Raw genomic sequence first — 25,727 nt, forward strand, 5'->3', positions numbered from 1 at the left:
ATTCTACAAAATGGCAAAACCACTAAAAATACTTATTGTTGAAGATCAGTTTGTTGAGGCAAATCACTTGAGATTGATGCTGAAAAAAGCAGGTCATACTGTCACCGGAATGGCACGCTCCGTAACTGATGCCAAATATTATATTGCACAGGAAAAACCGGAATTAGTGCTTCTGGATATTTTCTTATCCGGGAAAGAAACCGGAATTGATCTTGCCGAAATACTGAAAAATGATAACATCCCTTTTATTTATCTTTCCGCTAATTCCAACGAAGAAGTATTAAGCAAAGCTAAATTGACACATCCGTACGGCTTTTTAGTTAAACCTTTCCGGGAAAGAGATTTACTGGTAACTATTGAAATTGCCGAATATCATCAGCAACACGGAATCGAATCTTCTATCCGGAAAGAGCTATTATTTCAAAAACAATTAAAAGCAATAGTTCGTAAAAGCGGCACATGGGATGAAAGGGTTTTAAATATAATAACATCCTTGCAGGCGCTAATTTCCTTTGATCTTGTAATGGCTGTGTTCTACATGGATAATAAACTTACCAACCGGGTATTAGGATATGCAAGAACAGGATTGCATGAATATCAAAAAATAGGAATCGAAGAACTCCAAAATATTACAGCACTAAAGGAATCTGAAATTAACGAACTAAGAAGTAAAAGCAATGTAGAAACAACAGCTACATTTTATAACGATACAGACTTCATAAAAATATGTGACAAAACGCCCATTAAAAAAATGATCGCGACATCAATGAATATGAAATCTAATCTAATGCTTCCTATTCCGTTTACTCTTCATGAGAATGGCGGATTGTATTTATCTTTTTTCAGCAGACAACCCCATAATTACAATAAGAATGTTTTAACAACTTGCGAAAGACTTCAGGAAACTTTAATTTTTGCTATAGAAAATTTAATTAGTGCCGATAAAAAATTAAGCGGAAAAAATAATTCCACGAAAAATCAAAACCCAAAAAAAGAATTAAAACCATCCTGTTTCAGTTCAATTGTAGGTAAAAGTCCTGTACTTCTTAAATTATTTGATCATATTATACAGGTTGCTCCTGCAGATACTACAGTTTTAATTACCGGCGAAAGCGGTACCGGCAAGGAAAGTATTGCAAACAGCATTCATCAATTATCAGGAAGAAAAGACGAAGCATTTGTAAAAATCAACTGCTCCGCTCTTCCTCCAAGTCTAATTGAATCTGAATTATTTGGTCACGAAAAAGGATCTTTTACCGGAGCAACAGAAAAACGAATTGGTAAGTTTGAACAAGCAAATAACGGAACTTTATTTCTGGATGAAATTGGAGATATGCCTTTGGAAATGCAGGCAAAACTGCTTCGGGCAATTCAGGAAAAAGAAATTGAACGCGTGGGTGGAAATCTTCCGATAAAAGTAAATGTCCGAATTATTGCCGCAACTAATTGCAATCTCGAAAAAGAAGTTGCTGACGGCCGTTTCAGACTTGATTTGTACTACAGATTAAATGTATTCCCAATTCAATTACCTCCATTGCGTGAGCGAAAAGAAGATATTGGCCTTCTTGCACGTCATTTTATTGCTGTCTATAGTGCCAGAACGGGAAAAAATGTAACCGAAATATCTGAAAGTGCCTTAAAAAGTCTTTTATCCTATCAATGGCCCGGAAATATCCGTGAACTGGAAAATCTAATAGAAAGAAGTATTCTTTTAGCCAAAACCGATACCATTGAACACATTCCACTTCCTGCTATTGATGAAATCAAACTAAACAATAATTCAAACGAATGGTATTTTAAAACCATCCAGGAAAACGAAAGAGAACACATTATCAACGTTCTCGAAAAATGTAACGGAAGAATCAGAGGCGTCGGCGGAGCTTCTGAAATTCTTGGACTGCCTCCTACTACACTCGCATCCAGAATGCAAAAACTAGGAATTAAGAGAAGCCATTTTTAAGACAGTGAATTAACAGTTATGAGTTAGAGGTTATAGGTTATGAGTTATAGGTTATGTGCTAAAAAGTTACATGAAACTTTGCGTCTTTGCGACTTTGCGAGATTAAAATTGTAAGCCTTTTTTTAGCAACGAGAAATTTGCTCGCAAAGACGCAAAGTTTTTAGAAATCCTATTGTTATTGTTTTAAACTAACAATTCTTAACTTTTAACTCTTAACCTTTAACTTCTAACTTCTAACTTCTAACTTCTAACTTCTAACTTCTAACTTCTAACTCTTAACTTCTAACTCTTAACTTCTAACTCTTAACTTCTAACTCTTAACTTCTAACTCAAAAAAACGTTATTCCGTTGCTTATTTTTCGTTGTACGACGAAATATAGTTTGGCACACTTAATCAAAACCAACATAAATACCTATAAATAAACAGATTAACAAAAACGGTCTGATTTTAGTCTGTAGTTTGGCATAACATCAAAACAATGTATTATGCTAACTGAAAATCCTACGACGATTCTTTTTATTACCGGCGCCTTTGTCAGCAATAAATGCTGGGACGAATGGAAAGTTTTTTTCGAAAACAAAGGCTATAAAACTTTAGCGCCTGCATGGCCTTACAAAGATGCTCCGGTCGAAGTCCTGCGCGAGCGCCATCCTGATCCACAAGTTGCCGGACTGAGATTGACGCAATTAATTGAACACTTTGAAAATATTGCTAAAAATTTACCTCATAAACCTATTATAGTTGGTCACTCCATTGGCGGACTTTTAGCACAAATACTTTTACAGCGTAACCTTGCAACTTCGGCAATCGCGATACATTCTGTTCCGCCACAGGGAATTATAACTTTTAAATTCTCCTTTTTAAAAGCTGGCTGGGGTCCGCTTGGCTTTTTTACTTCGACAAAAAAAACATTTATGATGAGTTTTAGTCAGTGGCAATATGCTTTCACAAACGGAATGCCCGAAGAATGGCAGGAAAAAGCCTATTGCGATGCGGCAATTCCTGAATCAAAATTAATCGTTCGGGACACCATAACTTCCGTCGCAAAAGTAGATTTTCATGCACCTCATAAACCTTTATTACTCATTGCAGGATCTATCGATCACACGATTCCAGAATCATTGAATTATTCTAACTACAAAAAATACTCAGACAAAAATTCTATTACCGATTACAAAGTTTTCCCCGAAAGAAACCATTTTGTATTAAACCAGCCGGGTTGGCAGGAAATTGCACTTTATATACAAAATTGGATCGAAAAACTTCCGATTCAAAATTCATAAAAACCAATTATTCATTAACTAATTAAAATTTTAAAATCATGAAAACGAATTTATTAAACAATGTTTTTTCTAACCTAAAAAACAAAACGGCTCAATTATTTGCCGTTGTAATTTTACTATTGACTTTTATTTCTTGTAATAAAAAAGCAGAAGAAACTCCTGCCACAGAAGCTAAACCTGCCAAAACAACTGAAACTACTCAGCCTGCACCGGCAAATCCTCCAGCAAACTTTAAACACGCCACCGCGACTGTAAACGGAATCAAAATTCACTACGTTATTGGTGGTCAAGGCGATCCGTTGGTTTTAGTTCACGGATTTGGACAAAACTGGTACATGTGGAATCGCTTATTGCCTGAATTATCGAAACATTTTACCGTTATCGCTCCAGATTTAAGAGGCGTTGGCGAATCAGACAAACCGGAAAGCGGTTATGACAAAAAAACAATGGCATCTGATATACATGAACTGGTAAATCAGCTTGGGTATAAAAGCATTAATCTGGCTGGACACGACATCGGATTAATGGTGGCTTATGCTTATGCCGCGCAATATGGCGACAGTGTAAAAAAAGTCGCTTTAATGGATGCCCTTTTACCTGGAATTGAACCTGTTTGGTCAAATGTAAAAGGATCTGCATGGTGGTTTGGATTCTTTGCATGGCCAGCATCCGGAGATATTGTAAAAGGAAAAGAAAAAGAATTCTTAACTAATTTTTGGCCAGTTGTAGGTCACGTTAAAGATCCTTTTACTGCCGAAGAATCTGCAGAATTTATTAGAGCATATGCTACTGAAGGCGGAACAACTGCTGCTTTTAAATGGTTTGGCGCTTTCGATCAGGATGGAAAAGACAACTTAGTTTTTGCGAAGAAAAAACTAAAAATGCCACTATTAGCAATGGGCGGAGAATATTTCGCGGCTGCTTTCCTTAAAGATCATTCCAAACTAGTGGCAGAAAATGTAACTGAATCTAAAATTGCGGGCGCTGGACACTGGTTGGTTCAGGAAAATACAGCTCAGGTTCAAAAAGATTTATTGGCATTCTTTCTTGGTAAATAAATAACCCTTTGGATATCGTTTTTTCAACACATAGAAACATAGATTTTTATTTATATAAAAGTTTTTAAAAAGAAACTAGTTTCTAACACATAGCTAGCTATGTTTATTTTAAACAAGTGAAACGCCTTTTCTGAGGCTTTGGATAACTATGTTTCTATGTGTTAAAAATTACCCTCAACAGATTAAATAACAAAAATTATGAAAAGGTTAATTCTATTTTTTCTGTTTTTTTCTGCGCTTTTATCTCAAGCGCAGCAGAAAGCAGACTTGATTATCTACAACGGAAAAATTGCAACCATGCAGAAACAAAACGAATTTGTTGAGGCAATTGCGATTAAAGACGGAATTATTCTGGACACCGGAACGGAGAAAAATATTCTTTCTTCCTATAAATCTTCGGCAACAAAATTAGTTGATGCTAAAGGCAAAACGGTAATTCCGGGATTGAATGACAGTCATATGCATGTGATTCGCGAAGGTTTAAATTATAATTCGGAGTTGCGCTGGGATGGCGTAAAAACCTTAAAACGCGCCATGGAAATGCTGAAAGAACAAGCAGCAAGAACACCGGAAGGCGTTTGGATTAAAGTTATAGGAGGCTGGAATGAATTTCAGTTTGAAGAAAAAAGACAGCCTACAATTGACGAAATCAACGCTGCAGTCCCTGATAAACCAGTTTTTATCACTTATTTATATGGAAAAGCTTTCCTGAATAAAAAAGGAATTGAAGTTTTAAAATACACCAAAGACACGAAATACGAAGGAAGTCTTTTGGAACAAGATGCAAACGGAAATTTAACCGGTTTGATGTATGCCAAAGAAACCCCAAAAGCCATTTACACCACTTTAGGATTGACTACAAAATTAACTCCGGAAGAACGCATCAATAGCTCGATGCAGTTTAATCGCGAATTGAATCGCTTTGGATTGACTAGTATAATCGACGCGGCCGGCGGAAGTCAAAATTTCCCTGCGGATTATGTGACTTCTTTGGAATTGGCAAAGCAAAACAAACTAAGTCTTAGAATTTCTTATTATTTGTTTGCTCAACAAAAAGGCAAAGAATTGCAGGATTATGAAAAATGGGTTTCGGAAACTCAAATCAATAAAAATGATAATTTGATAGTTCCAAATGGTTATGTAGAAGAAGGCGCCGGAGAAAACATAGTTGCTTCTGCAGCTGATTTTGAAAATTTCCTAGAACCGAGAATTGTTTTGTCTGACGAAATGGAAAAAGATCTTGAACCAATTATCCGATTATTAGCGAAAAACAAATGGCCTTTTAGACTTCACGCGACGTACGGCGAATCGATTGACAGGATGCTGAATGTATTTGAGAAAGTAAACAAAGAGATTCCGTTTAATGGTTTGCGATGGTTTTTTGATCATGCTGAAACCATTACGTCTTCAGAATTGAAACGTGTTAAAAAATTGAATGGCGGAATTGCAGTTCAATTCAGAATGTATTATCAGGGAGAATTGTACAACAAACTATACGGAGTGCCGAAAACACAATTACCTCCTATCAAAAAAATGTTGGAACTAGGAATTCCGGTTGGAATGGGAACCGATGCTACCCGAATTTCAACTTATAATCCTTGGATGTCTTTGCATTGGTTACTTACAGGAAAAACAATTGGCGGGATGCAGTTCTGGCCAAAAGATCAGGTTTTGGATAAATTCACTGCCTTGAAATTATACACTTCTGGAAGCGCTTGGTTTTCGGGCGAAGAAAAAGAGAAAGGAAAACTGGTAAAGGGAATGTATGCCGATTTGGCGATTATTTCTGATGATTATTTTTCGCTTAAACCAGATGATATCCGAAAAATAGAATCGGTTTTGACGGTTGTGAATGGCAAAATTGTTTACGCTTCTGCAGAATATAAAGATCTGAATCCTGAGATTCCTGCTGTTATTCCGGATTGGTCTCCTGTTAAATATTTTGGAGGTTACCAAAGATAATAGCTCGTTGAATAAATGAGAATTGCACGCAGATTTAAACAGATTTAGGCAGATTTAAAAGGGATTTTATTTTAAATACTCTCTTTTGAAATGATTGCAAAAATGCAAAATGTTTCTCTTTAGCCCTGATCGTAGTGATATCCTTTGCTTTTTTTCTTTAAAAAAGCAAAGATATAACGGAGAGCAGGAATCCATGCTGCCAAAAAATGCCTTTTGCCTTTGCTTCTAAAAAATACTGACCACTTAAAAATTATAACCATGAAAAAGATTAATCTTATTTTAATGATAATAGTAATGCTGTTTTTAGTACAGCATACTTATGCGCAATTTCCGATGCCTCCTAAAGTTCCGATTTGGGATGCGAATAAAGTGACTTTGCAATTGCATAAAATTTCGGATAATGTTTATGCGGTTTCGCCATCGACAACTGAAACTGAAACTACAAAAGGAATTCCGCAAGCGACTTCGGCGGGGTTTATTGTGGGCGATAAAGGCGTTTTGCTGATTGAAACGATGTTGAGCAAACGTCTGTATGATCAATTGCATAAATTGATTCGGTCTGTTACGCCAAAACCTATTGTTTATGCTGTAAATACTAGCGATCACGGCGATCATTGCTTTGGAAATTATTTACTTCCGAAAGAAACCATTTTGATACAAAACGAATTCTGCAAAGAAAATCTTGCCAAGAATTACGACGGAATCAAACAATTTATGATCATGCTTTTTGGAAAAGACCGCGGGATTGAACAAAGCGTTTATCGTCCTGCGGATCTTACTATTGCTCTAAATCAAAGTTTGAAAATTGATTTAGGAAGAGGGAAAATTGTTGAAATCCTCAATGTTGGAACGGCACAATCTCCTGCAGATTTATTTGTTTTTCTGAAAGATTCAGGCAAAAATGTATTGTGGGCAGGAAATCCTTTTATTGCTGAAAGTCCGACGATTCCCTGGCTTTTTGACGGCTATTTTCTGGAACCAGTTCGGAATCTTCAGAAAATCTACGATATGATTGACGACAATGATGTTGTCGTTCCGGGGCACGGTCGAATTACTAATAAAAAAGGAATTAAGTATACAATTGATTATGTCAATGCTTTGAAAACGAATGTTGAAGATGCCGTTAAAAAAGGCAAAACTTTAGACGAAGTTAAAGCAACCGTGACGATGAAAGAATTTGATAAAGGTTATGTGCTTTTTAACTGGTTGCATTACAATTTCAATATTGCGAACGCTTACAATGATATTAAGAAAAACAGTTTAGGCAAATAGCCATGAAAAAATCTATTCTACTATTTCTTATTTATTTTCAGCTTCAGGCGCAATCTTATCCTGACTTTAAGCCATTGCGTTTTGACGAGAATTATGAAGTTTTGCAAAAAGATACGGTCAAAAAAAACTGGTACAAAACGATGAAACATATACCTCTCTCCTCCTCGGGGAAAACGTATTTGAGTTTTGGAGGAGAGATTCGGTATCAATATTTCTATGTCAAAAACGAAAAATGGGGTGACGATCCTCAAGATCCGGACGGTTATATTTTAAACCGTTTATTGCTTCACGCCGATTTTCATTCAAGCAAATACTATCGAGCTTTTATTCAATTGCAAAGCAGTAATGCTAACGGAAGAATCGATCCGAGTCCGGTTGACAGTGATCCGCTTGAAGTACATCAGGGTTTTATTGATGTGAATGTGATTTCAGAAAAAAACAAAAAATTGATTTTTAGAGCTGGAAGACAGGAGTTAAGTTACGGTTCTCAACGTTTGGTTGCTGTTCGCGACGGGCCAAATAATCGTCAATCTTTTGATGCGGTAAAAGCTATTTTAGGTTTTAATAATTATAGAGCCGATTTCTTTTACAGTCATTATGTAGTCGCTCAAGACGGCATCTTTGATGATTATTCGAATAAAAAAAGACAATTCTGGGGAAGTTATTTTGTGATTAATAAAATTCCAGCCATCAAAAATATTGATCTGTATTACCTCGTATATTACAGAGAAAACGCCAATTTTGATGATGCCAGCGGAAAAGAACATCGCCATTCTGTCGGAACCAGAATCTGGGGAAAATATGAGGAGTGGCGTTATGATTTTGAAGCGCTTTATCAGTTTGGAAGTGTTGAATCTAAAGATATTAAAGCTTGGACGGCTTCTTTAAATACGGGTTATAGATTTACTTCGGTCGTTTTACATCCTGAAATTGGATTTAAATTCGAATTAATCAGCGGAGATAAAACAAACGGGGACAATACGTTAAACACCTTTAATCCACTGTTTCCAAGAGGTGCTTATTTTGGATTGGCTTCTGTAATTGGACCTTCAAATTTGGTTGACTTCCACCCTTCTATTAGTCTTGAATTGTCCAAAAATATAGATTGGGTAATAGATTATGATATGTTTTGGAGATACAGCAATCAAGACGGAATTTATGGACCAAACACGATCATGATTTATCCGGGAGATTCGACAACGGCAAAAGAAATTGGAAAACAATTGGAAAGCGAGATTATTTATACTCCAAATCAATATCTCTATTTCAGATTTGAAGCAACTTGGTTTAAAGCGGGGGATTTCCTTAAAGCAGCCGGAACTGGAAAGAATATGTTTTTTACGGGAGTTACGACGCAGATTAAATTTTAAGTTTTTGTGCTGAAAATTGCTCGCAAAGTCATCAAGGCGTAAAGTTTTATTAAAATGCTTTAAGCAGAATAACTTTGCGCCTCTGCGACTTTGCGAGACTAAAACATAAAGAATAAAAATACTTTGATAAAATTCAAAAAAGTAAAAAAATGACAACAAGAAGAAATTTCATAAAAATGGCAGGTTTGACTAGCGCGGCTGTTATGGCAAATCCTGCTGATACCTTTTCAAATCCTATAAAAGAAGAAAAAATAAAACTCCAAACACAAAATAAATGGCTAGATGGATCAAGATTAGTAGTTTCTGTTTCTATGCAGTTTGAAGCCGGAGGTCAGCCACAAAATGCAGAAAGTCCGTTTCCGCAGAACATGCAGAAAGGCTATAATGATTTTCCTGCTGAAACCTGGTACCAATACGGTTATAAAGAAGGAATTCCGAGAATGTTGGACAATTGGGACAAACATGGCATAAAAGTGACTTCGCACATGGTAGGTTCTGCTGTATTGCAAAATCCGCAACTGGCAAAAGAAATTGTACAACGCGGACATGAAGCTGCGGCACACGGAATGAACTGGAGTTCGCAATACGCCATGCCTTACGACGAAGAGAAGAAATTCATCAAAGCCGGTGTTGATGCTATCAAAAGTGTTACCGGTTTTACTGCTGTTGGTTATAATGCCAACTGGCTTCGTCGTGGCGAAAATACATTGAAAATCCTTCAGGAATTAGGTTTTACGTATCACATAGATGATTTAAGCCGGGATGAACCTTTTATTATTCAGGTCAATAAAAAAGATTTTACGGTTGTTCCTTATACCATCCGTTGTAATGATATTGTTTTGATTGAAGGCAAAAACTTTTCTTCAGACCAATTCTTTAATCAGGTAAAAGCAGAATTTGATCAGCTTTATGCGGAAAGCGAATTTAAACGCAGACAACTGTCTATAAGTTTTCATGACAGAATTGGAGGCACTCCGCAAATGGTTAAAATGACATCTGATTTATTAGAATATATCAAAAAACACAATGGAGTGACTTTTAAAAGAAAAGACGAAATTGCTAAAATGGCTTTAGAGGATAAAACTTCTATCAGGGAATAGTATTATTTAGAAATAAAATATAGAACCAACTTTATAGCAAAAAAAAAGACGCCGATTTACGGCGTCTTATATAAAAATAATCAGAAGATTAAGCTAAATCGAATCGATCCAAATTCATGATTTTATTCCATACTTTAATAAAATCATTTACAAATTTTTCTTTTGCATCACTGCTTGCATAAACTTCTGCAACAGCTCTTAGTTCTGAATTAGATCCAAAAACAAGATCGGCACGTGTTGCAATCCATTTAGGCTGACCAGTTCTTCGGTCATTTCCTGCATATAATTCTTTATCATTTGAAACAGCCTTCCATTGCGTATTCATATCCAATAAATTAATAAAGAAATCATTCGTAAGCTGACCAGGGCGAAGCGTGAAAACACCATTTTTAGAACCGTCAGTATTTATGTCCAATACACGTAAACCTCCTAACAGTACTGTCAATTCAGGTGCTGTAAGCGTTAATAAATTAGCTTTGTCAATCAAAAGTTCTTCTGTTGTTACTTCCGATTTTGTTTTTCTGTAATTTCTAAATCCGTCAGCTTTAGGCTCCAGATATCCAAATGATTCTACATCTGTTTGGTCTGCAGATGCATCCATACGACCTGGAGTAAAAGGTACAATTACTGAACTTCCTGCTGCTTTAGCTGCTTTCTCAACTCCTGCATTTCCTGCAAGAACGATTAGGTCTGCCAATGAAACTTTTTTTCCATCACTTTGTGAAGCATTGAATTCTGCCTGAATAGCTTCCAGTTTACTTAAAACCTGTGCTAGTTTTGCAGGATTATTAACTTCCCAGTCTTTCTGTGGTGCTAATTTAATTCGTGCACCATTTGCACCGCCTCGCTTGTCTGATCCTCTAAACGTAGAAGCTGAAGCCCATGCTGTAGACACTAACTGAGATATAGATAATCCAGAATTTCCTATTTTATCTTTCAACTGTGCTGCATCATTTTCATCTATCAATTTATGGTTTACTTCAGGAATAGGATCCTGCCATAACAATACTTCCTGAGGAACATCTGATCCCAGATAACGGGCACGAGGTCCCATATCACGGTGTGTCAATTTAAACCATGCACGTGCAAAAGCATCGGCAAATTCATCAGGATTCTCTAAAAATCGTCGTGATATTTTTTCATAAGCCGGATCTAACCTTAACGATAAGTCGGTAGTAAGCATGGTTGGAAGATGTTTTTTAGAACTATCAAACGCATCCGGAATGATAGCTTCTGCATTTTTTGCAACCCATTGATGTGCACCTGCAGGGCTTTTAGAAAGCTCCCATTCGTATGCGAATAAGTTTTCAAAGAAATTATTGCTCCATTGTGTTGGCGTTTTAGTCCAGATTACTTCAAGTCCGCTTGTTATAGCATCGGCACCTTTACCAGAACCAAAACTATTATTCCATCCAAACCCTTGCTGTTCCAAACCTGCTGCTTCAGGCTCTTTACCAACATGGTCAGAAGAAGCAGCTCCGTGAGTTTTACCAAAAGTATGTCCTCCGGCAATTAAGGCTACCGTTTCTTCATCGTTCATTGCCATACGGCCAAAAGTATCTCTTATATCTTTTGCTGCTAAAATAGGATCAGGATTTCCATCAGGTCCTTCCGGATTTACATATATAAGTCCCATCTGAACTGCTGCAAGTGGTTTTTCTAAATTTCTGCTATGAACATCACCATCTGCATCATCATCAGATGAAACAACACCGTGATCTTTTGGCACACCATCTGAACCATTATTATAACGTTCATCTCCTCCTAACCATGTAGTTTCTGAACCCCAGTAAACAGACTCATCCGGTTCCCAGACATCTGCTCTTCCGCCGGCAAATCCAAATGTTTTAAATCCCATTGATTCAAGAGCTATATTTCCTGTCAGTATCATTAAATCTGCCCATGAAATTTTCTGCCCGTATTTTTGTTTTATGGGCCAAAGAAGTCTTCTGGCTTTATCAAGACTCACATTATCAGGCCAGCTGTTCAAAGGTGCAAAACGTTGTTGTCCCGCTCCTGCACCGCCTCGTCCATCATGTACTCTGTACGTTCCTGCACTATGCCATGCCATTCGGATAAAAAGTCCTCCATAGTGACCAAAATCAGCAGGCCACCAATCTTGCGAATCTGTCATCAATTCATGAAGATCTTTTTTTACCGCTTCCAGATCCAGACTTTTAAAAGCTTCTGCATAATCAAAATCCTTATTAAGCGGATCAGATAATGATGAATTCTGTCTCAAAATATTCACCTTAAGCTGTTTTGGCCACCAGTCGTTATTTTTTGTACCTGATGCGGCTTGCTTGTCCATACTGCCATTATGAAAAGGGCATTTGCTAATGTCGTTTGATTGGTTCTCCATAATTAAATTTTTTATTTTTTTACTAAATTACAAAGTATACAAAGAGAAGATTCCAGGTGTTTATCATTTATAATTCTCCTCTTATAGATAAAATTTATTGAATTAAAATTTTGAATTAATTTTCCCATTACACAACAATAAATACATTAAAAATTGAAAAGCAAAAGTGAATAAGTATTTAAAATCAATGATTTTATCTTTAGACATATTAAAGTTAGTATTTTTTATATTCTTGTCATATAAATTTGAGGCTTACTTACCTTGTTAACGTTTGATTTATAATGATTTTAAATACAGAAAATGCGAAGTATTAGTTCAACAATCTTCACTTAAATAAATAAAAAAAGCCGAAACTATAAGTTTCGGCTTTCCTGCTATTTTGTAATATTCTTATTTACCACTAGAAGCGGTAATATTTCCTAATTTAAGTCTGAAATCCGGTCTTCTTGCGTTGTAAGCATCAACAAAAGTTTCCTGGTTTTCAGTATGCGAATAAACATTAGCAAAAATGCTGTTTCCATACCAATTTTCTAAGTCAGTATTATCTTTATTGTTTTCTGTAAAGATGTTACCGTTACATTGATTGAAAAACATTTCTTCAAATTTTATTTTCTTAAGATTAGCAGAATTGATTTCTGTTTTACTGTCTATTAATACTGCCGGATTAAATCCTGAAACAACACTTCTTTTTAATTCTAAAGATGCATTTTCGGCAACATAAACCGCCTCTTTTACTAAGCCAGACTGGATATCTGCTTTAATATTTTCACTATCGTTAAGCAATGTAACGTTTGAAGCTGACACTGAAGTAAACTTTTTAGTAAAGTCAGTTTCGTTTTTCTTTTCGTATCCTTTTACTTCCAAACATCTTGAGCCATCTTTATTACTTGATAAATAAGAAGATCTAACTGCTAAAGAATTATACAAACGTGCCTGAACACCTTGTGTAAATTTAAAATCGTCATTAATTGATTTGTATGAAACCAATTGAGAAGCATTTACATCTCCGCCATAAAAAGCAAAAGAGTCACCTCCAGAATAGCTCACCATAATATTTTCAATCACAGTTTTATTACCAACTCCCGCAACAGTTAAGCCATTAAAAGTATCAAATCCTTTAACTTTTTTACCTGCAAATTCGATTCTCACAAACTTTAAAACTCCTGAGTTAGCAGCTTCATTGGTTCCACCATAAACAGTAAGGGCAGGATCAAGATCTAAATTATAAGAACCTACACTTCCAAATTTATTGATAGGAGCATCACCAAGAACTACTACTCCACCCCAGTCACCAGCTTTTTTAAGGCTTTTGTTTGAAGTAAAAATAATAGGATCTGTTTCCTGACCGATTGCCATAATCTGAGCTCCTTTCGTAATAACTAAAGTACCTTTAGTTTCAGCATCTCCAATGATTACAGTCCCTGGTTCAATTGTAAGCACAGCATTATTTGTAACATATACATTTCCCTGAAGAACGTATACATTTCTTTTTAGCAATTTTGTATTCTCCGTAATGTTTCCTGCTAAAATTTGATTTGCTTCCTTAGATTCAACTTTATGAGGTTTGAACTCTGTCCAGTTATCCAACCAGTTGTTGTATCCAATAATTCCTTTTTCCTGTTGTGCATTTACGCCGGCTGCTGTCAGCAATAAACACACTAATAAAGTAATTTTTTTCATAATCTTGGGGCTTTAGTGGTATTATTAATTGGCACGTTGAGTTAAAAAAATATCAGTTATATATTTAAACCTCAGTACTTAATCCGGATAAATCTCATTTCATCAGCAGTAGAAATTAAAAACTATTAACGAAATCCGGAAATGCCTTTATACAAACTTAAGCAAATAATTGCATAAAATCCCAGTGTTTACTGATATTTAACAATTGTTAACCGCAAAATAACATTCTCTAAAATCAAAAAAACCTCTTAACCTGAAATAAAAAATGCCGGAATAAAACAATTCTCTAAGTAAAAATGCTTAGTATCGAACATCACTTTGGCAGAAATCATTTAAAACAAGGCTAAACAGAGTCTTTACAGCTTCTCAAACAAAAAATTGATTTATGTTTTTGCAGTTTGTACTTTTGCCTTTATGAATGATAATTTTACAAATGAGTATTTCGGGATAGGAATACAAAATGGTAAAACGCCCGAAAACCTGGGTGTTTTATGGCGATCTGCTCAAAACTTAGGAGCCACTTTTATATTTACCATTGGTAATCGATACGCAAAACAGGCTTGTTATACACACGATGCTGTAAAAGCAATTCCTTATTTTCATTACGAAACTTTCGAAGCTTTTTTTGAAAATCTACCAAAAGGAGCTCGATTAGTTGGTGTTGAACTAACTGATAAAGCTGTAGATCTGGAAACTTTTGAACATCCCAGACGTTGTGTTTATCTGTTGGGAGCAGAAGATCACGGCCTGTCTAAAAAATCTATGGAAAAATGCCATCATTTAGTAAAATTTAAATCGGTAAAAAGTTTAAATGTGGCTGTTGCAGGAACTATTATTATGTATGATCGAAATTTACCTAAACCACGCTCTTAAAATTAATCCATTTATACGTAAATCTAGCACTGTTTTTATTCTTTGGTAAGAAACAATTTCCTATTTTAGTGGCACTTACTAAAACCTTACCAAGACTAAACTTCAATGCATTTTTTCAAGAAAAATTCCCATTATACTTTAATCCTTTTTTTACTTTGTAATCTGGCCGCATATTGCCAGCAGAACTACAATTTTAGTCATTATCTTGTTGAAGACGGGCTTCCGCACAATATCATCAACCATATCATTCAGGATAAAAAAGGATTTATGTGGTTTGCCACTACTAACGGCCTAAGCAAATACAACGGATATCGTTTCAAAAACTATAAAACCGAAGCTACGGATAAAGTTTTGATGAAAAATAACCGTATCGACTGGATTATTGAAGATGCCTATGGCAAGATTTGGATGCGTACCTTATCCAACAAAAATAAAGTCTATTGTTTTGACCCCGCTTTAAACGAATTTTGGGGAGCCGAACTGATACCGGAAGTGATAAAAAACAATATAGAAATTACCCAAATAATTCCTCAAAAATCGGGTGTAGTATGGCTCATTACAAAAAACAATGGCTGTATTGCTATAACGAGCAATAGTTATTCCTATCAAATTTTTAGCAAAGAAAATGGAAAATTAAACAGTAATAAAGTTATCACTGTTTTTGAAGACCGTTCTAAAAATAGCTGGATTTTAACTGATCGTGGTATTATGCAGCTTAAAACAAATAAATTACTAACTAATCCAATATCACTTTTTCGAACAAATGAACAGACAAAAGCATTCTACACTGCGCTCGAACTGGAGGACGAAATATGGTTTGGAGGAGCCGACAGAAATTTACTCCAATACACAAAAGGCACACAAAACTATAGAACTCATCAATTAGGTTTAAATGGTGAAATTATTATTCTAAAGAAAATAGATAATAGTACAGTTGTCGCCATAACCGAGCAAGCAGAGTTTTGTTTAATAAATATTTTTACAGGACAAACGACTAAATTTAAAACTTCTGAAGTGTCAAATCTGGCACATAAGAAAATCAATGTTATAAGCCTTGCTCAGGATTTGTTATGGTTTACTTGTAATGATGAGGCCGGTATTTATGCTGTCAATATAAAAAGTAAAAAAGTAAGTTATTTTCCTGCGGGAACTGAAGAAACGGGATCAAGTCAATTTTCTGTAAAAGCGTCTGTACTGACTAATACGAAAGGAGAAATCTGGGTTCAGCCTAATAATGGTAGTTTTTCAAAATATGATCCAGCTACTAATCGCTTAATTCCATTTGAAACCACGTCCTACTTTCCTAAGGGGAATTTCAGTAATAAATTTCATATCGCCTACTTTGACAGACAAGGTAATTTGTGGTACAATACACAAACAGCTGGAATTATAAAAGTTACTTTTAGTCAAAATAATTTTAAAGCTTTAAAAATTGAAAATCCTCAAATAAAACTAGGTATCAAAGATGTTCGTGCTGTATTTCAGGATAAAAATGAAAACATTTGGGTTGCCAATAAACAAAACCAACTTATTCTTTTTGATCAAAACTTTAAAAAACTTGGATGTATATCATCAGATGGCAAATTGGTTCCTCAGGCTGTCTGGAAAAAACCAATTTACAGTATTATTCAGGATAAAGAATCTGTAATATGGATTGGTACACGTGGAGACGGACTTTACAAATTTACTTCAAAAGATCAAAGTTACAGCTATCAGGTACAGCAATTCAAAAATATAGAAAATAATCCTAACAGCTTAAGCAATGATAATATCTATACCATTTTTGAAGATCAGTCCAAGCGTTTATGGGTAGGTACTTTAACCGGATTAAACTTAATTCGAAAACACGGAAACACTTTAGATTTTATCAATCAAAATGGGAGATTAAAGAACACGCTTCTTGAAAAACATTTACACATTCGCTGTATCAAACAGGATAAACAAGGAATATTATACATTGGTTCTACAACCGGTTTATTGGTTGCAGATGGCAAAAAAAGGTTTCCGGAACTTGTTTCTTCTATTAAAATTTATGAAAAAACACAGCAGGAAACAGCTTGTCCAAAGAGTAACGATATCATAGATTTCTGTATGACTAAAAACGGTCAGGCTTTTATTGCAACTGCTGATGGAGGAATTAGTAAAGTACTGAGCAGAGAACTAAACGGATATCCAAAGGAATTTAAACATTACACACAAAAAGAAGGACTTCCTTCCAATAATATTTTATCATTATTAGAAGATAATGATCAGAATTTATGGATCACAACCGACTATATTTTAACCCGTTTTAATCCGCGTGCTGAACTCTTTGAAGTTTACTCGGAAGTAAAACCAATTTTAACCTTTAATAATTTTACTGAAGCAACAAGAATTAAATTGCAAAGTGGTGAATTGCTATTTGGCTATGCTGAAGGATTATTACATTTTTTTCCAAATAATATAAAATCAAACAATACTGTACCTACATTAGCCTTAACCGATTTTCAGGTTTACAACCAGAATAATAATGCCCCTTTTAATTTATCGTATTCAATAGACAGTAATTCCGTAATAGAATTAAAGCACAATCAGAACTTTTTTAATATAGAATTTGCTGCTCTGGATTATATCAATCCTGAAAATATCAAATATGCTTATAAATTGGAAGGCTTTGATGAAAATTGGAATTATACCAATGAACAGCATGCTGCTTTTTACACCAACGTTCCTAAAGGAAATTACATTTTCAAAGTAAAATCGACCAACAGTCAGGGCAACTGGGTAAACAATGAACGCCAAATAAACATCACTGTTTTACCTGCAATATGGAACACTTGGATTGCCTACATTATATACTGCATGCTGGTGTTGGGTATTATTTGGGGAATTAATTATGTAGTACTGACCATGTACCGATTAAAAACCAATACCAAAATGGAAAAGGACATTTTTGAAATGAAGAATAAATTTTTTATCGATATTTCGCATGAATTACGCACTCCTCTTACTTTGATTACTGGTCCTGTTGATTATCTTATTAATGATTCCGGAACTTCTGAAGTAGTAAAAAAACAATTAACTTATGTTTCTCAAAACACCAATCGACTGCAACGATTGGTTAATCAGATACTGGATTTCAGAAAGATACAGGATCAAAAACTACAAATCTCAGAAATCAATCTTACTGTATTTGCCAATGACATATTTAATAATTTCCTGGAAACCGCACAAGAACGAAATATAACTTATCTATTTGAAGTTGAAGGAGAAGATATTCGTTTATGGGCGGATAAAAATGCCCTCGAAAAGATTTTAATGAACTTATTGTCCAATGCTTTTAAATATACCCCTGATGGAAAATCTATAACGTTAAAAATTACCAAAACGTCAAATCAATTACAATTACAGGTTATCGATTCAGGTTTAGGTATACAGGAGGATTTTCAGAGCCGAATATTCAATAGATTTTCATCTTATAATACCAATTCCAATAATCCAAGTACCGGAATTGGACTTTCTATGGTCAAGGAACTGGCAGAACAGCACCATGCCGAAATTACTTTCAGTAGTAAAGCCAATGAAGGAAGTACATTTACTTTGAACTTTAAAACCGGTTATGACCATTTTAATGAAGATGTAGAAATCATTAATGAAGAACCTACGGAAGTAACAGAACCTATAACAGACGAAAATACTATAACTCAAAAAAATGAAAAAGTCAGAGTATTAGTCGTTGAAGATGATTTGAATTTACGCACCTTTATAAAAAATGTATTGGAAGAAGATTACGAAGTAATCGAAGCCGAAGATGGCGAAGAAGGATACCAAAAAATAGTCGAAAACACTCCCGATTTTGTGATTAGCGATATTATGATGCCAAAACTTAGCGGAGTAGATTTATTAAAGAAAATTAGAAACAACATCGAAACAAGTCACGTTCCTGTAGTGTTATTAACCGCAAAAACGACAATCGAAAGTCAGTTAGAGGGAATGAATTACGGTGCAGATGATTACATCACAAAGCCTTTTAGTGTAAGTTATTTACGAGCCCGTATTGTCAATTTACTGGAACAGCGTAAACGCCTGCAAAGCATTTTTGAAAATTACGATAAGAATACCGACAAAGAAGAAACACTTCCTAAAGAAAACTACGAACCTAAACCGCATTTAGTAAGCGACAAGGACGAAGAAATGATGCGAAAAATCATGGATTGCATCGAAGAAAACATTGACAATAATGAATTTTCCGTTGAAGTTCTCGGAAGTACTGTAGGTTTGAATCGAACAACTTTATACTATAAAATAAAAAGTTTAACAGGTTATTCTCCTGTAGAATTTATTCGTGACATCAGAATAAAACGTGCCGCACAATTGTTATCTGACAGTCAGCTGTTGATTAAAGAAATAGCTGATATGACTGGTTTTTCGGATATGAAGTATTTTACCAAATCCTTTAAAAACAAATACGGAGATACTCCAACTGAATATCGACAAAAACATAAAGCCTAAAAGTTAAAGAGATTATGCAATCAGTAAAAATCTAAAAATAGGATTGTAAATTTTAATTCAACCATAAATTACACAAATCTTCGCAAATTAATTTGTGTGAATTTGTGCAATTTGTGGTTATCAAACTTTTTAAAATACAGACTTCTTTTTCTATGAGTCAGTGAAAGTTTATTCGCAAAGACTCAGAGACGCTGTAATAGTATTTAAAGTTTAAGTTTTTTTGATGAACTAAAAAAATCGACCTAATACCTGCAGAAATTCATTTGTGAAAATTTGTGTAATTGCTTCGCCTGTTCGCTATCGCTCGGTTTGTGGCTAAAAAACTAAAAAAAACAGAATTCTTTAAACATAAAAAAAGAAGTCCGAAGACTTCTTTTATCCTAGTGCCAGTGAAAGTAACTAATTACAATTAACCACAAAAATACTTAATGACTTAAACCATAACCACCAGATCGAAAAAAAATTAAACTTAAACTTAAAACCTTATTTTTCAATTTTAGAGACTCTAAACCAATCCACATCAGCATAACCGGCATTATTAATTGTACCTTCTCTTAAAGCCACAAAACCAACTTTTGAACCGATCCATGTTCCTTCTGAAGCAATAAATTCAGAACCCGCTTTTAAGTACTTTTTATCATCTAAACTATAATAAAACTGACACTTCCCTCCTTTTTGCACTGTAACTCTAAAGTAAAAAGTATTATTTGTAAGTGTTGCTATTTCGGTTGCTGTTTCTATTGCACCTTTATCAGCTTTAGCAGCTGATAACTGCATTAATTTTAACTGACCATTAATTTGTTTTACCGTTAAACTGCTGTAGCTTCTTCCCATCACAACCAATCCAAATTGTTCATTATCAAAATTGGGCGTAAATGTTATTTTAGAGGTTGCCATAAACTCTTCAGCAGGAAATTTTTGCGCCAGAATATTAGGCACCTGCCACAGACTTTTAAAATCCGCTGGTTTTGGAATACAATTCAAACGGAAATAGCCCATACCAGCAGAAGGATAGCCCCAAACCAACTGTTTATTTGCATGCCATTGCCACTGCAACCCTTGTACAGGCTCATTAAATTCGTCGGAATCCGGAGGTGTTGCTAAAGGGTATTGCCCGTTTACATTTGGCTTTTTAAAAGTCATTACCGGTTCTCCAATACCATTTTTATCATTATCTACCCCCATAACCGGCCAGTCATTTTTCCAAGACATTGGATTTAAATGTACCACACGGCCATAAGCACCCTGATCCTGAAAATGTATAAACCAGTCTTCTCCTGTCACTGTATCGACCCAAGCTCCCTGATGTGGCCCATTTACAACTGTTTTTCCTTGTTCCAAAACAACCTTTTCTTCATATGGACCATAAATAGATTTTGATCTCAGGATTAATTGCCAGCCTGTTGCCACACCACCTGCAGGCGCAAAAACATAATAATAGCCATTTCGTTTATAGAATTTAGGCCCTTCAACAGTCGTATGATTTTTATGACCATCAAACAAAAGCACCTCATCATCATTAGCCATACAGGTTACAGGATCTATAGAACAAAGCATTAGAACACTTTTGGTTCCGGCACGGCTTCCTGCTAATGCATAACCCAGATAAGCCTTACCGTCTTCATCCCAAAAAGGTGCAGGATCTATGATGCCTTTGGCTGCTTTAATCAAAACAGGTTCTGACCATTTACCGTACGGATTTTTAGTTTTAGTCATATAGATTCCGAAATCGGGATCAGGATAAAAAATATAATATTCTTCGCTATGAAAACGAATGCAAGGCGCCCAAACTCCATTACCATGCTGTATTTTATCATAGGTTTCTACAGGAGGTTGTTTTGGCAAAGCATAGTTCACTAATTTCCAATTGACTAAATCATTCGAATGCAGAATTGGAAGTCCCGGAATACAATTAAAAGACGAAGCAGTCATAAAATAATCTTTTCCGACGCGACAAACATCGGGATCAGAATAATCGGCGTAGATAATTGGATTTTTATAACTTCCGTTGCCTAAGTCGGATACCCAAACCTTAGAAAGCGTTTCTGTATTTTTTTGTGCATAAACACTGCTCATTTTTGTTAGGGCCAAACAAGCCAATGCCACATATTTTATTTTCATCTGAATATATTTAATTTCGATTTTAGATTAAAGGACCGCCCATTGAGGATGTTTTTCCAGCATTAAACAAGCCATTATAAAAGGACCAATTGCTTTACCATCATTAGATCTAACCGCTTCATGAATATAATAATCATAAGTCCCGTTTCGAACCAGATTGTCTGCCGGACCTAAACCAGCTCCAGCGCAACACGAAGTAATTTCTATTTGCTTATTGGTGTCTATTTTAATGAACTCTTTCCTAAAACCTGAATAGGCTTTTTTCAGGTGTTTAAGGTATTTTTTATTTAAAACTTCTAATTGAATTCCTTTGGCTAAGCCATAAACAAACATTGCTGAGGCTGTGGCTTCACGATAGTTCCCTTCTCGTTTTGGATAATTAAGCACCTGAAACCAGACTCCTGTAGACGGATCCTGAACTTTTACAAGAGCATCAGTCAGATTCTGAAACATAACTTCTACTGCTTTACGATCTTTATGATTTTTTGGAAGATATTCCAATACATCAATCAATGCCATATACACCCATCCTACGCCGCGTCCCCAGAAATTTTGAGATAATCCGGTTTTGGGATCGGCCCAGTAAACGGTTTTACTGGCATCCCAACCGTGATAATACAATCCTGTTTTGGAATCTTTTAAATATTTATCTACAGTTAGTAATTGACTGGCAATGTCATCGAAAGCCTCAGGGGCTTTAAATGTAGCAGCATATTGGGCATAAAACGGAAGTCCCATATACAAACCGTCTAACCAAACCTGATTGATATAAATTTTCTTATGCCAAAATGCTCCCTGATCGATTCTGGGTTGTTTTTTTAATTGCTGATGAAGTGTTTCAATCGCTATACGATAGCGTTCGTCTTTTGTCTTTTCATATAAAGAAAACAATATTTTACCCGAATTAACATCGTCAAGTTTAAAAGACTCTAAACGATAGCCATCAATACCTCCCTTATCGTTGATCAATACATCAGCATAAGTGTTTTTGACATAGTCGAAATATTTTGGATTGTTCTTCTCTTTGCTGACTTCTTGTAACGAAAGACTAACCAAACCTTGTACATAACCCCATACCGGTTTTTGCTGAAAATCGGTCATCCAGGCATTGGGATTATTATACATTACAGATTCGGCCAATTGTACTGAAAGGTGCTTTTTTTGATTCTGCCCAAATACGATAACTGAACTACACAAAAAAGCCACAAAACTTAGCTTTCTTAATATTAGCCTTTTTGTTTTTTCTTTTTTAAACTTAAACATAACAACCTTAATTAATCGAGTATTATTTTCATTCGCTCCATATTTCCCGGAGAGAATGATTCAAAATTTATAATCACAAAACTACTTGCTGGCAAGGAACAAAGGGAGGTCAATATGCAAAATGTAAGGGGTCATTTGACGAAAAAATGCCTTCTCAGCAATATCAAGTTAAAAGACGAGGCAAATCATTATAAAAAGATGTCCTCTTTTCAAATTATTCCTCGGCATAAAAAGTACAACTACCTCCTTTTTCCATTTTGATATCATATTCAAAAACTTTTGGACTTTTTATACCAATTAGTTTCGCTTTCGCCGAAATAATTGGATTCTGTATGTCCGGAATTTTGAAAAAGGAATTCGGATTTTCACCTTTAGCAAATGTCAAACCTTTCCCTTTTAGTTTTGAATGGCTTCTCAAACGAAGATTTCCTCCAAGATTTGATTTTATTGTTACTGAAATAATTTTTCCTTTATCCCATTTCATTTCTCCAATTTCAAAACCGCCCTGAGCTTTCAATCCTGCAACATTTCCTTTTTCCCATTCATCCGGCAAAGCTGGTAATAAATGAACTACACCATCATAACTTTGCAAGAGCATTTCGGATATACCAGCGGTACAGCCAAAATTTCCATCGATTTGAAATGGCGGATGTGCATCAAAAAGGTTTGGATAAGTACCGCCCGATTCTCCTTTGCTTTCCATTGGTGCCGGACGAAGCTGATCTTTAATCAATTTAAAAGCTTTATTACCGTCCAATAATCGCGCCCACCAATTTACTTTCCAACCCATTGACCAGCCGGTAGAAACATCTCCTCTGGATATTAAAGTATTTTTTGCCGCTTCAACCAGTTCCGGCGTTCTTAACGGAGATAACTGACCAGAAGGAAACAATCCGTACAAATGCGAAATATGTCTGTGTTTATCATTTAGCTTATCCCAATCGTGCAGCCATTCCTGTAATTGCGAATGTTGTCCTATCTGCATAGGCGGTAATCGCTTTAAAGCTACAGCAACAGAATCAGCAAAATTCCTGTCAGTTTCCAATACTTTACAAGCATTGATTATATTATTAAATACATCAAAGACCAATTGATTGTCCATTGTAGTTCCTGCAGAAACCCCAACACCGCCTTGATACGTATTTTCAGGAGAAATGGATGGAGATACCACTAGCCATTTTTTCTCCGGTTCTTCCTGCAGTACATCAAGGTAAAACTGCGCTGCTCCTTTCATAACCGGGTAATATTCTTTTAAAAATGCTGTATCTCCCGTATAAAGATAATGTTGCCATAAATGCTGTGTTAACCAAGCCCCGCCCATAGGCCACATTCCATAAAATCCGCCATCTACTATGCCTGTTATTCGCCATAAATCGGTATTATGATGCAGGTTCCAGCCTCTGGCATGATACATTTCTTTTGCACTTTCCTGTCCCGTTACGGCTAAATCTTTTAGCATACTGAAAAGAGGCTGATGCATCTCGCTTAAATTGGTTGTTTCAGCAGGCCAGTAATTCATCTCGGTATTAATATTTACCGTGTATTTGCTATCCCAAGGCGGACTTAATTTATGATTCCAAATTCCCTGAAGATTCGCTGGCTGGTTCCCGGGCTGCGAACTGGAAACAAGCAGATATCTTCCAAACTGGAAATAAAGCGCCACCAGCTGCGGATCATAACTTGCATTGAATTCTTTAATCCTTACATCAGTTGTTTTTTTTGACTGGGGCGAATCTCCAAGATTCAACGAAACTCTATTAAAGTATTTCTGATAAGCCGAAACATGATTTTGATAAGCTGTCGCATAGTTTTTCTGAGATGCTTTTTCTAAAACAGCTTCTGATTTCTGAAACGGATTTTCTGAGAGTTCTTTATAATTTTTAAAGTTAGTAGCCAGTGCAATCCGGATTACAACCTCATCTGCTTTATCAATAAAAAGTTTGTCTGCTTTTACAGTTAAAGTTCCTCCTTTTAAAATGCAGCCGACTTGACCAACATAGTTTATTCTTCCAATTTTATTATCAGTGCTCCCAGAAGTTCCTGCGAAAATTAATCTGTTTTCTGATGTTTTTACAGAGTTTAATACCTGCGGACTTGTAGAAGTTATGGAAAAACTTATACTTTTTTTCTTGTCTGCAGTCAGTTTTACTATAATAACATCATCAGAAAAAGAAGCTAAAATTTCTCTTTTATAAGAGATGCCATTTACTTTATAACTGACGGAAGTAACCGCATTTTCTATATCCAAATCCCTTTTATAATTAGAAAACTTTTCATGTTCAGGAAAATCAAACCATACACTTCCAGCGGTTTGATAGGGCATTCCATAATTTAAATCTTTTGGAGCCTGTCTTGGAAAAGTCTCATTAGAAAGGTCTTGAGCTTCCTTATATTTTTTATCGAAAATCAGTTTTCGAATAGCCTCAATATTACCAAAGGTATTTTTAGGCACATTATTCCCGGGTTCACCTGCCCAAATGGTTTCTTCATTTAGCTGTAATTCTTCTTTTTGCGGATTTCCAAAAATCATGGCTCCTAAACGTCCGTTTCCAATAGGAAGCGCTTCGTTCCAATTGGATGCTGGTTTGTCGTATTTCAGGATTAGTTTCTGAGCATTTAACTGGATTGCAAACAACATGAAGAAAAGGAATCCGGCTACTCTTTTATATTTTATTATTTTCATTTTTTACTAAAGATAAAAACACGTTTCCAATAGTCGGCTTACCTGCAAAAAAAACTGTTCTCTGCAGGCGGAGCTGGCTAAAAAACAAAAACGAATTGAATAATTCTATATGACTGTCCGTTCAGCAGACTAAATTTATTTTAAAGCCACAGATTAAAAAGATTTTAAGGATTTTATATAAAACTATTCCAGCGTTTTTGGACTGTTTACTTTAATCTGTGTTAATTCACTTAATCTGTGGAAAAAAA

The 25,727-nt window shown here is 35.4% G+C and carries 14 protein-coding genes; 9 read left to right on the forward strand and 5 right to left on the reverse strand.

What is annotated here, in order from left to right:
* Nucleotides 1–10 precede the first annotated feature (10 nt).
* The 7 genes from HYN56_RS19175 to HYN56_RS19205 all read left to right on the forward strand — a co-directional run bounded on the left by HYN56_RS19175 (nt 11) and on the right by HYN56_RS19205 (nt 10,006).
* Nucleotides 11–1,960, forward strand: coding sequence for a sigma 54-interacting response regulator (locus tag HYN56_RS19175; protein WP_109193652.1), 1,950 nt, complete (start codon nt 11–13; stop codon nt 1,958–1,960).
* Nucleotides 1,961–2,446: 486 nt separating this feature from the next.
* On the forward strand, nt 2,447–3,244 hold the full coding sequence (locus tag HYN56_RS19180; RefSeq protein ID WP_109193653.1) for an alpha/beta hydrolase: 798 nt from the start codon (nt 2,447–2,449) through the stop codon (nt 3,242–3,244).
* A gap of 38 nt (nt 3,245–3,282) precedes the next feature.
* Entirely contained in the window at nt 3,283–4,302 is a 1,020-nt protein-coding gene (locus HYN56_RS19185; protein WP_109193654.1) for an alpha/beta fold hydrolase, read from the forward strand.
* Nucleotides 4,303–4,500: 198 nt separating this feature from the next.
* Nucleotides 4,501–6,264, forward strand: a complete 1,764-nt coding sequence (locus HYN56_RS19190; RefSeq protein ID WP_109193655.1) for an amidohydrolase — start codon at nt 4,501–4,503, stop codon at nt 6,262–6,264.
* Nucleotides 6,265–6,522: 258 nt separating this feature from the next.
* Nucleotides 6,523–7,536, forward strand: coding sequence for an MBL fold metallo-hydrolase (locus tag HYN56_RS19195; RefSeq protein WP_109193656.1), 1,014 nt, complete (start codon nt 6,523–6,525; stop codon nt 7,534–7,536).
* Between the two features lie 2 nt (nt 7,537–7,538).
* Nucleotides 7,539–8,906 carry an alginate export family protein gene (locus tag HYN56_RS19200; RefSeq protein WP_109193657.1) on the forward strand — a complete coding sequence of 456 codons (1,368 nt, stop codon included), beginning with the start codon at nt 7,539–7,541 and terminating at the stop codon, nt 8,904–8,906.
* A gap of 149 nt (nt 8,907–9,055) precedes the next feature.
* Complete coding sequence (locus tag HYN56_RS19205) at nt 9,056–10,006, forward strand: polysaccharide deacetylase family protein (RefSeq protein WP_109193658.1); 951 nt, start codon at nt 9,056–9,058, stop codon at nt 10,004–10,006.
* Nucleotides 10,007–10,094: 88 nt separating this feature from the next.
* On the opposite strand, the gene katG is transcribed toward HYN56_RS19205, so the two are convergent.
* Nucleotides 10,095–12,368: a catalase/peroxidase HPI gene (gene katG / locus HYN56_RS19210; RefSeq protein WP_109193659.1), complete on the reverse strand. Its 2,274-nt coding sequence runs from the start codon at nt 12,366–12,368 to the stop codon at nt 10,095–10,097.
* Nucleotides 12,369–12,758: 390 nt separating this feature from the next.
* Complete coding sequence (locus HYN56_RS19215) at nt 12,759–14,048, reverse strand: hypothetical protein (protein ID WP_109193660.1); 1,290 nt, start codon at nt 14,046–14,048, stop codon at nt 12,759–12,761.
* A gap of 414 nt (nt 14,049–14,462) precedes the next feature.
* Here HYN56_RS19215 and HYN56_RS19220 point away from each other — a divergent pair, with 414 nt between their 5' ends.
* Nucleotides 14,463–14,921: an RNA methyltransferase gene (locus HYN56_RS19220; RefSeq protein WP_109193661.1), complete on the forward strand. Its 459-nt coding sequence runs from the start codon at nt 14,463–14,465 to the stop codon at nt 14,919–14,921.
* 105 nt (nt 14,922–15,026) lie between these two features.
* Nucleotides 15,027–19,412, forward strand: a complete 4,386-nt coding sequence (locus HYN56_RS19225) for a hybrid sensor histidine kinase/response regulator transcription factor (RefSeq protein ID WP_109193662.1) — start codon at nt 15,027–15,029, stop codon at nt 19,410–19,412.
* Nucleotides 19,413–19,895: 483 nt separating this feature from the next.
* On the opposite strand, the gene HYN56_RS19230 is transcribed toward HYN56_RS19225, so the two are convergent.
* The 3 genes from HYN56_RS19230 to HYN56_RS19240 form a co-directional block, all read right to left on the reverse strand.
* Entirely contained in the window at nt 19,896–21,533 is a 1,638-nt protein-coding gene (locus HYN56_RS19230) for a glycoside hydrolase family 43 protein (RefSeq protein WP_205727628.1), read from the reverse strand.
* A gap of 27 nt (nt 21,534–21,560) precedes the next feature.
* Nucleotides 21,561–22,796 carry a glycoside hydrolase family 88/105 protein gene (locus HYN56_RS19235; RefSeq protein WP_109193664.1) on the reverse strand — a complete coding sequence of 412 codons (1,236 nt, stop codon included), beginning with the start codon at nt 22,794–22,796 and terminating at the stop codon, nt 21,561–21,563.
* A gap of 214 nt (nt 22,797–23,010) precedes the next feature.
* Nucleotides 23,011–25,479 carry a glycoside hydrolase family 95 protein gene (locus HYN56_RS19240; protein ID WP_109193665.1) on the reverse strand — a complete coding sequence of 823 codons (2,469 nt, stop codon included), beginning with the start codon at nt 25,477–25,479 and terminating at the stop codon, nt 23,011–23,013.
* Between the last annotated feature and the right edge of the window lie 248 nt (nt 25,480–25,727).

The sequence above is a fragment of the Flavobacterium crocinum genome (assembly GCF_003122385.1).
In the GTDB taxonomy this organism is placed as follows: domain Bacteria; phylum Bacteroidota; class Bacteroidia; order Flavobacteriales; family Flavobacteriaceae; genus Flavobacterium; species Flavobacterium crocinum.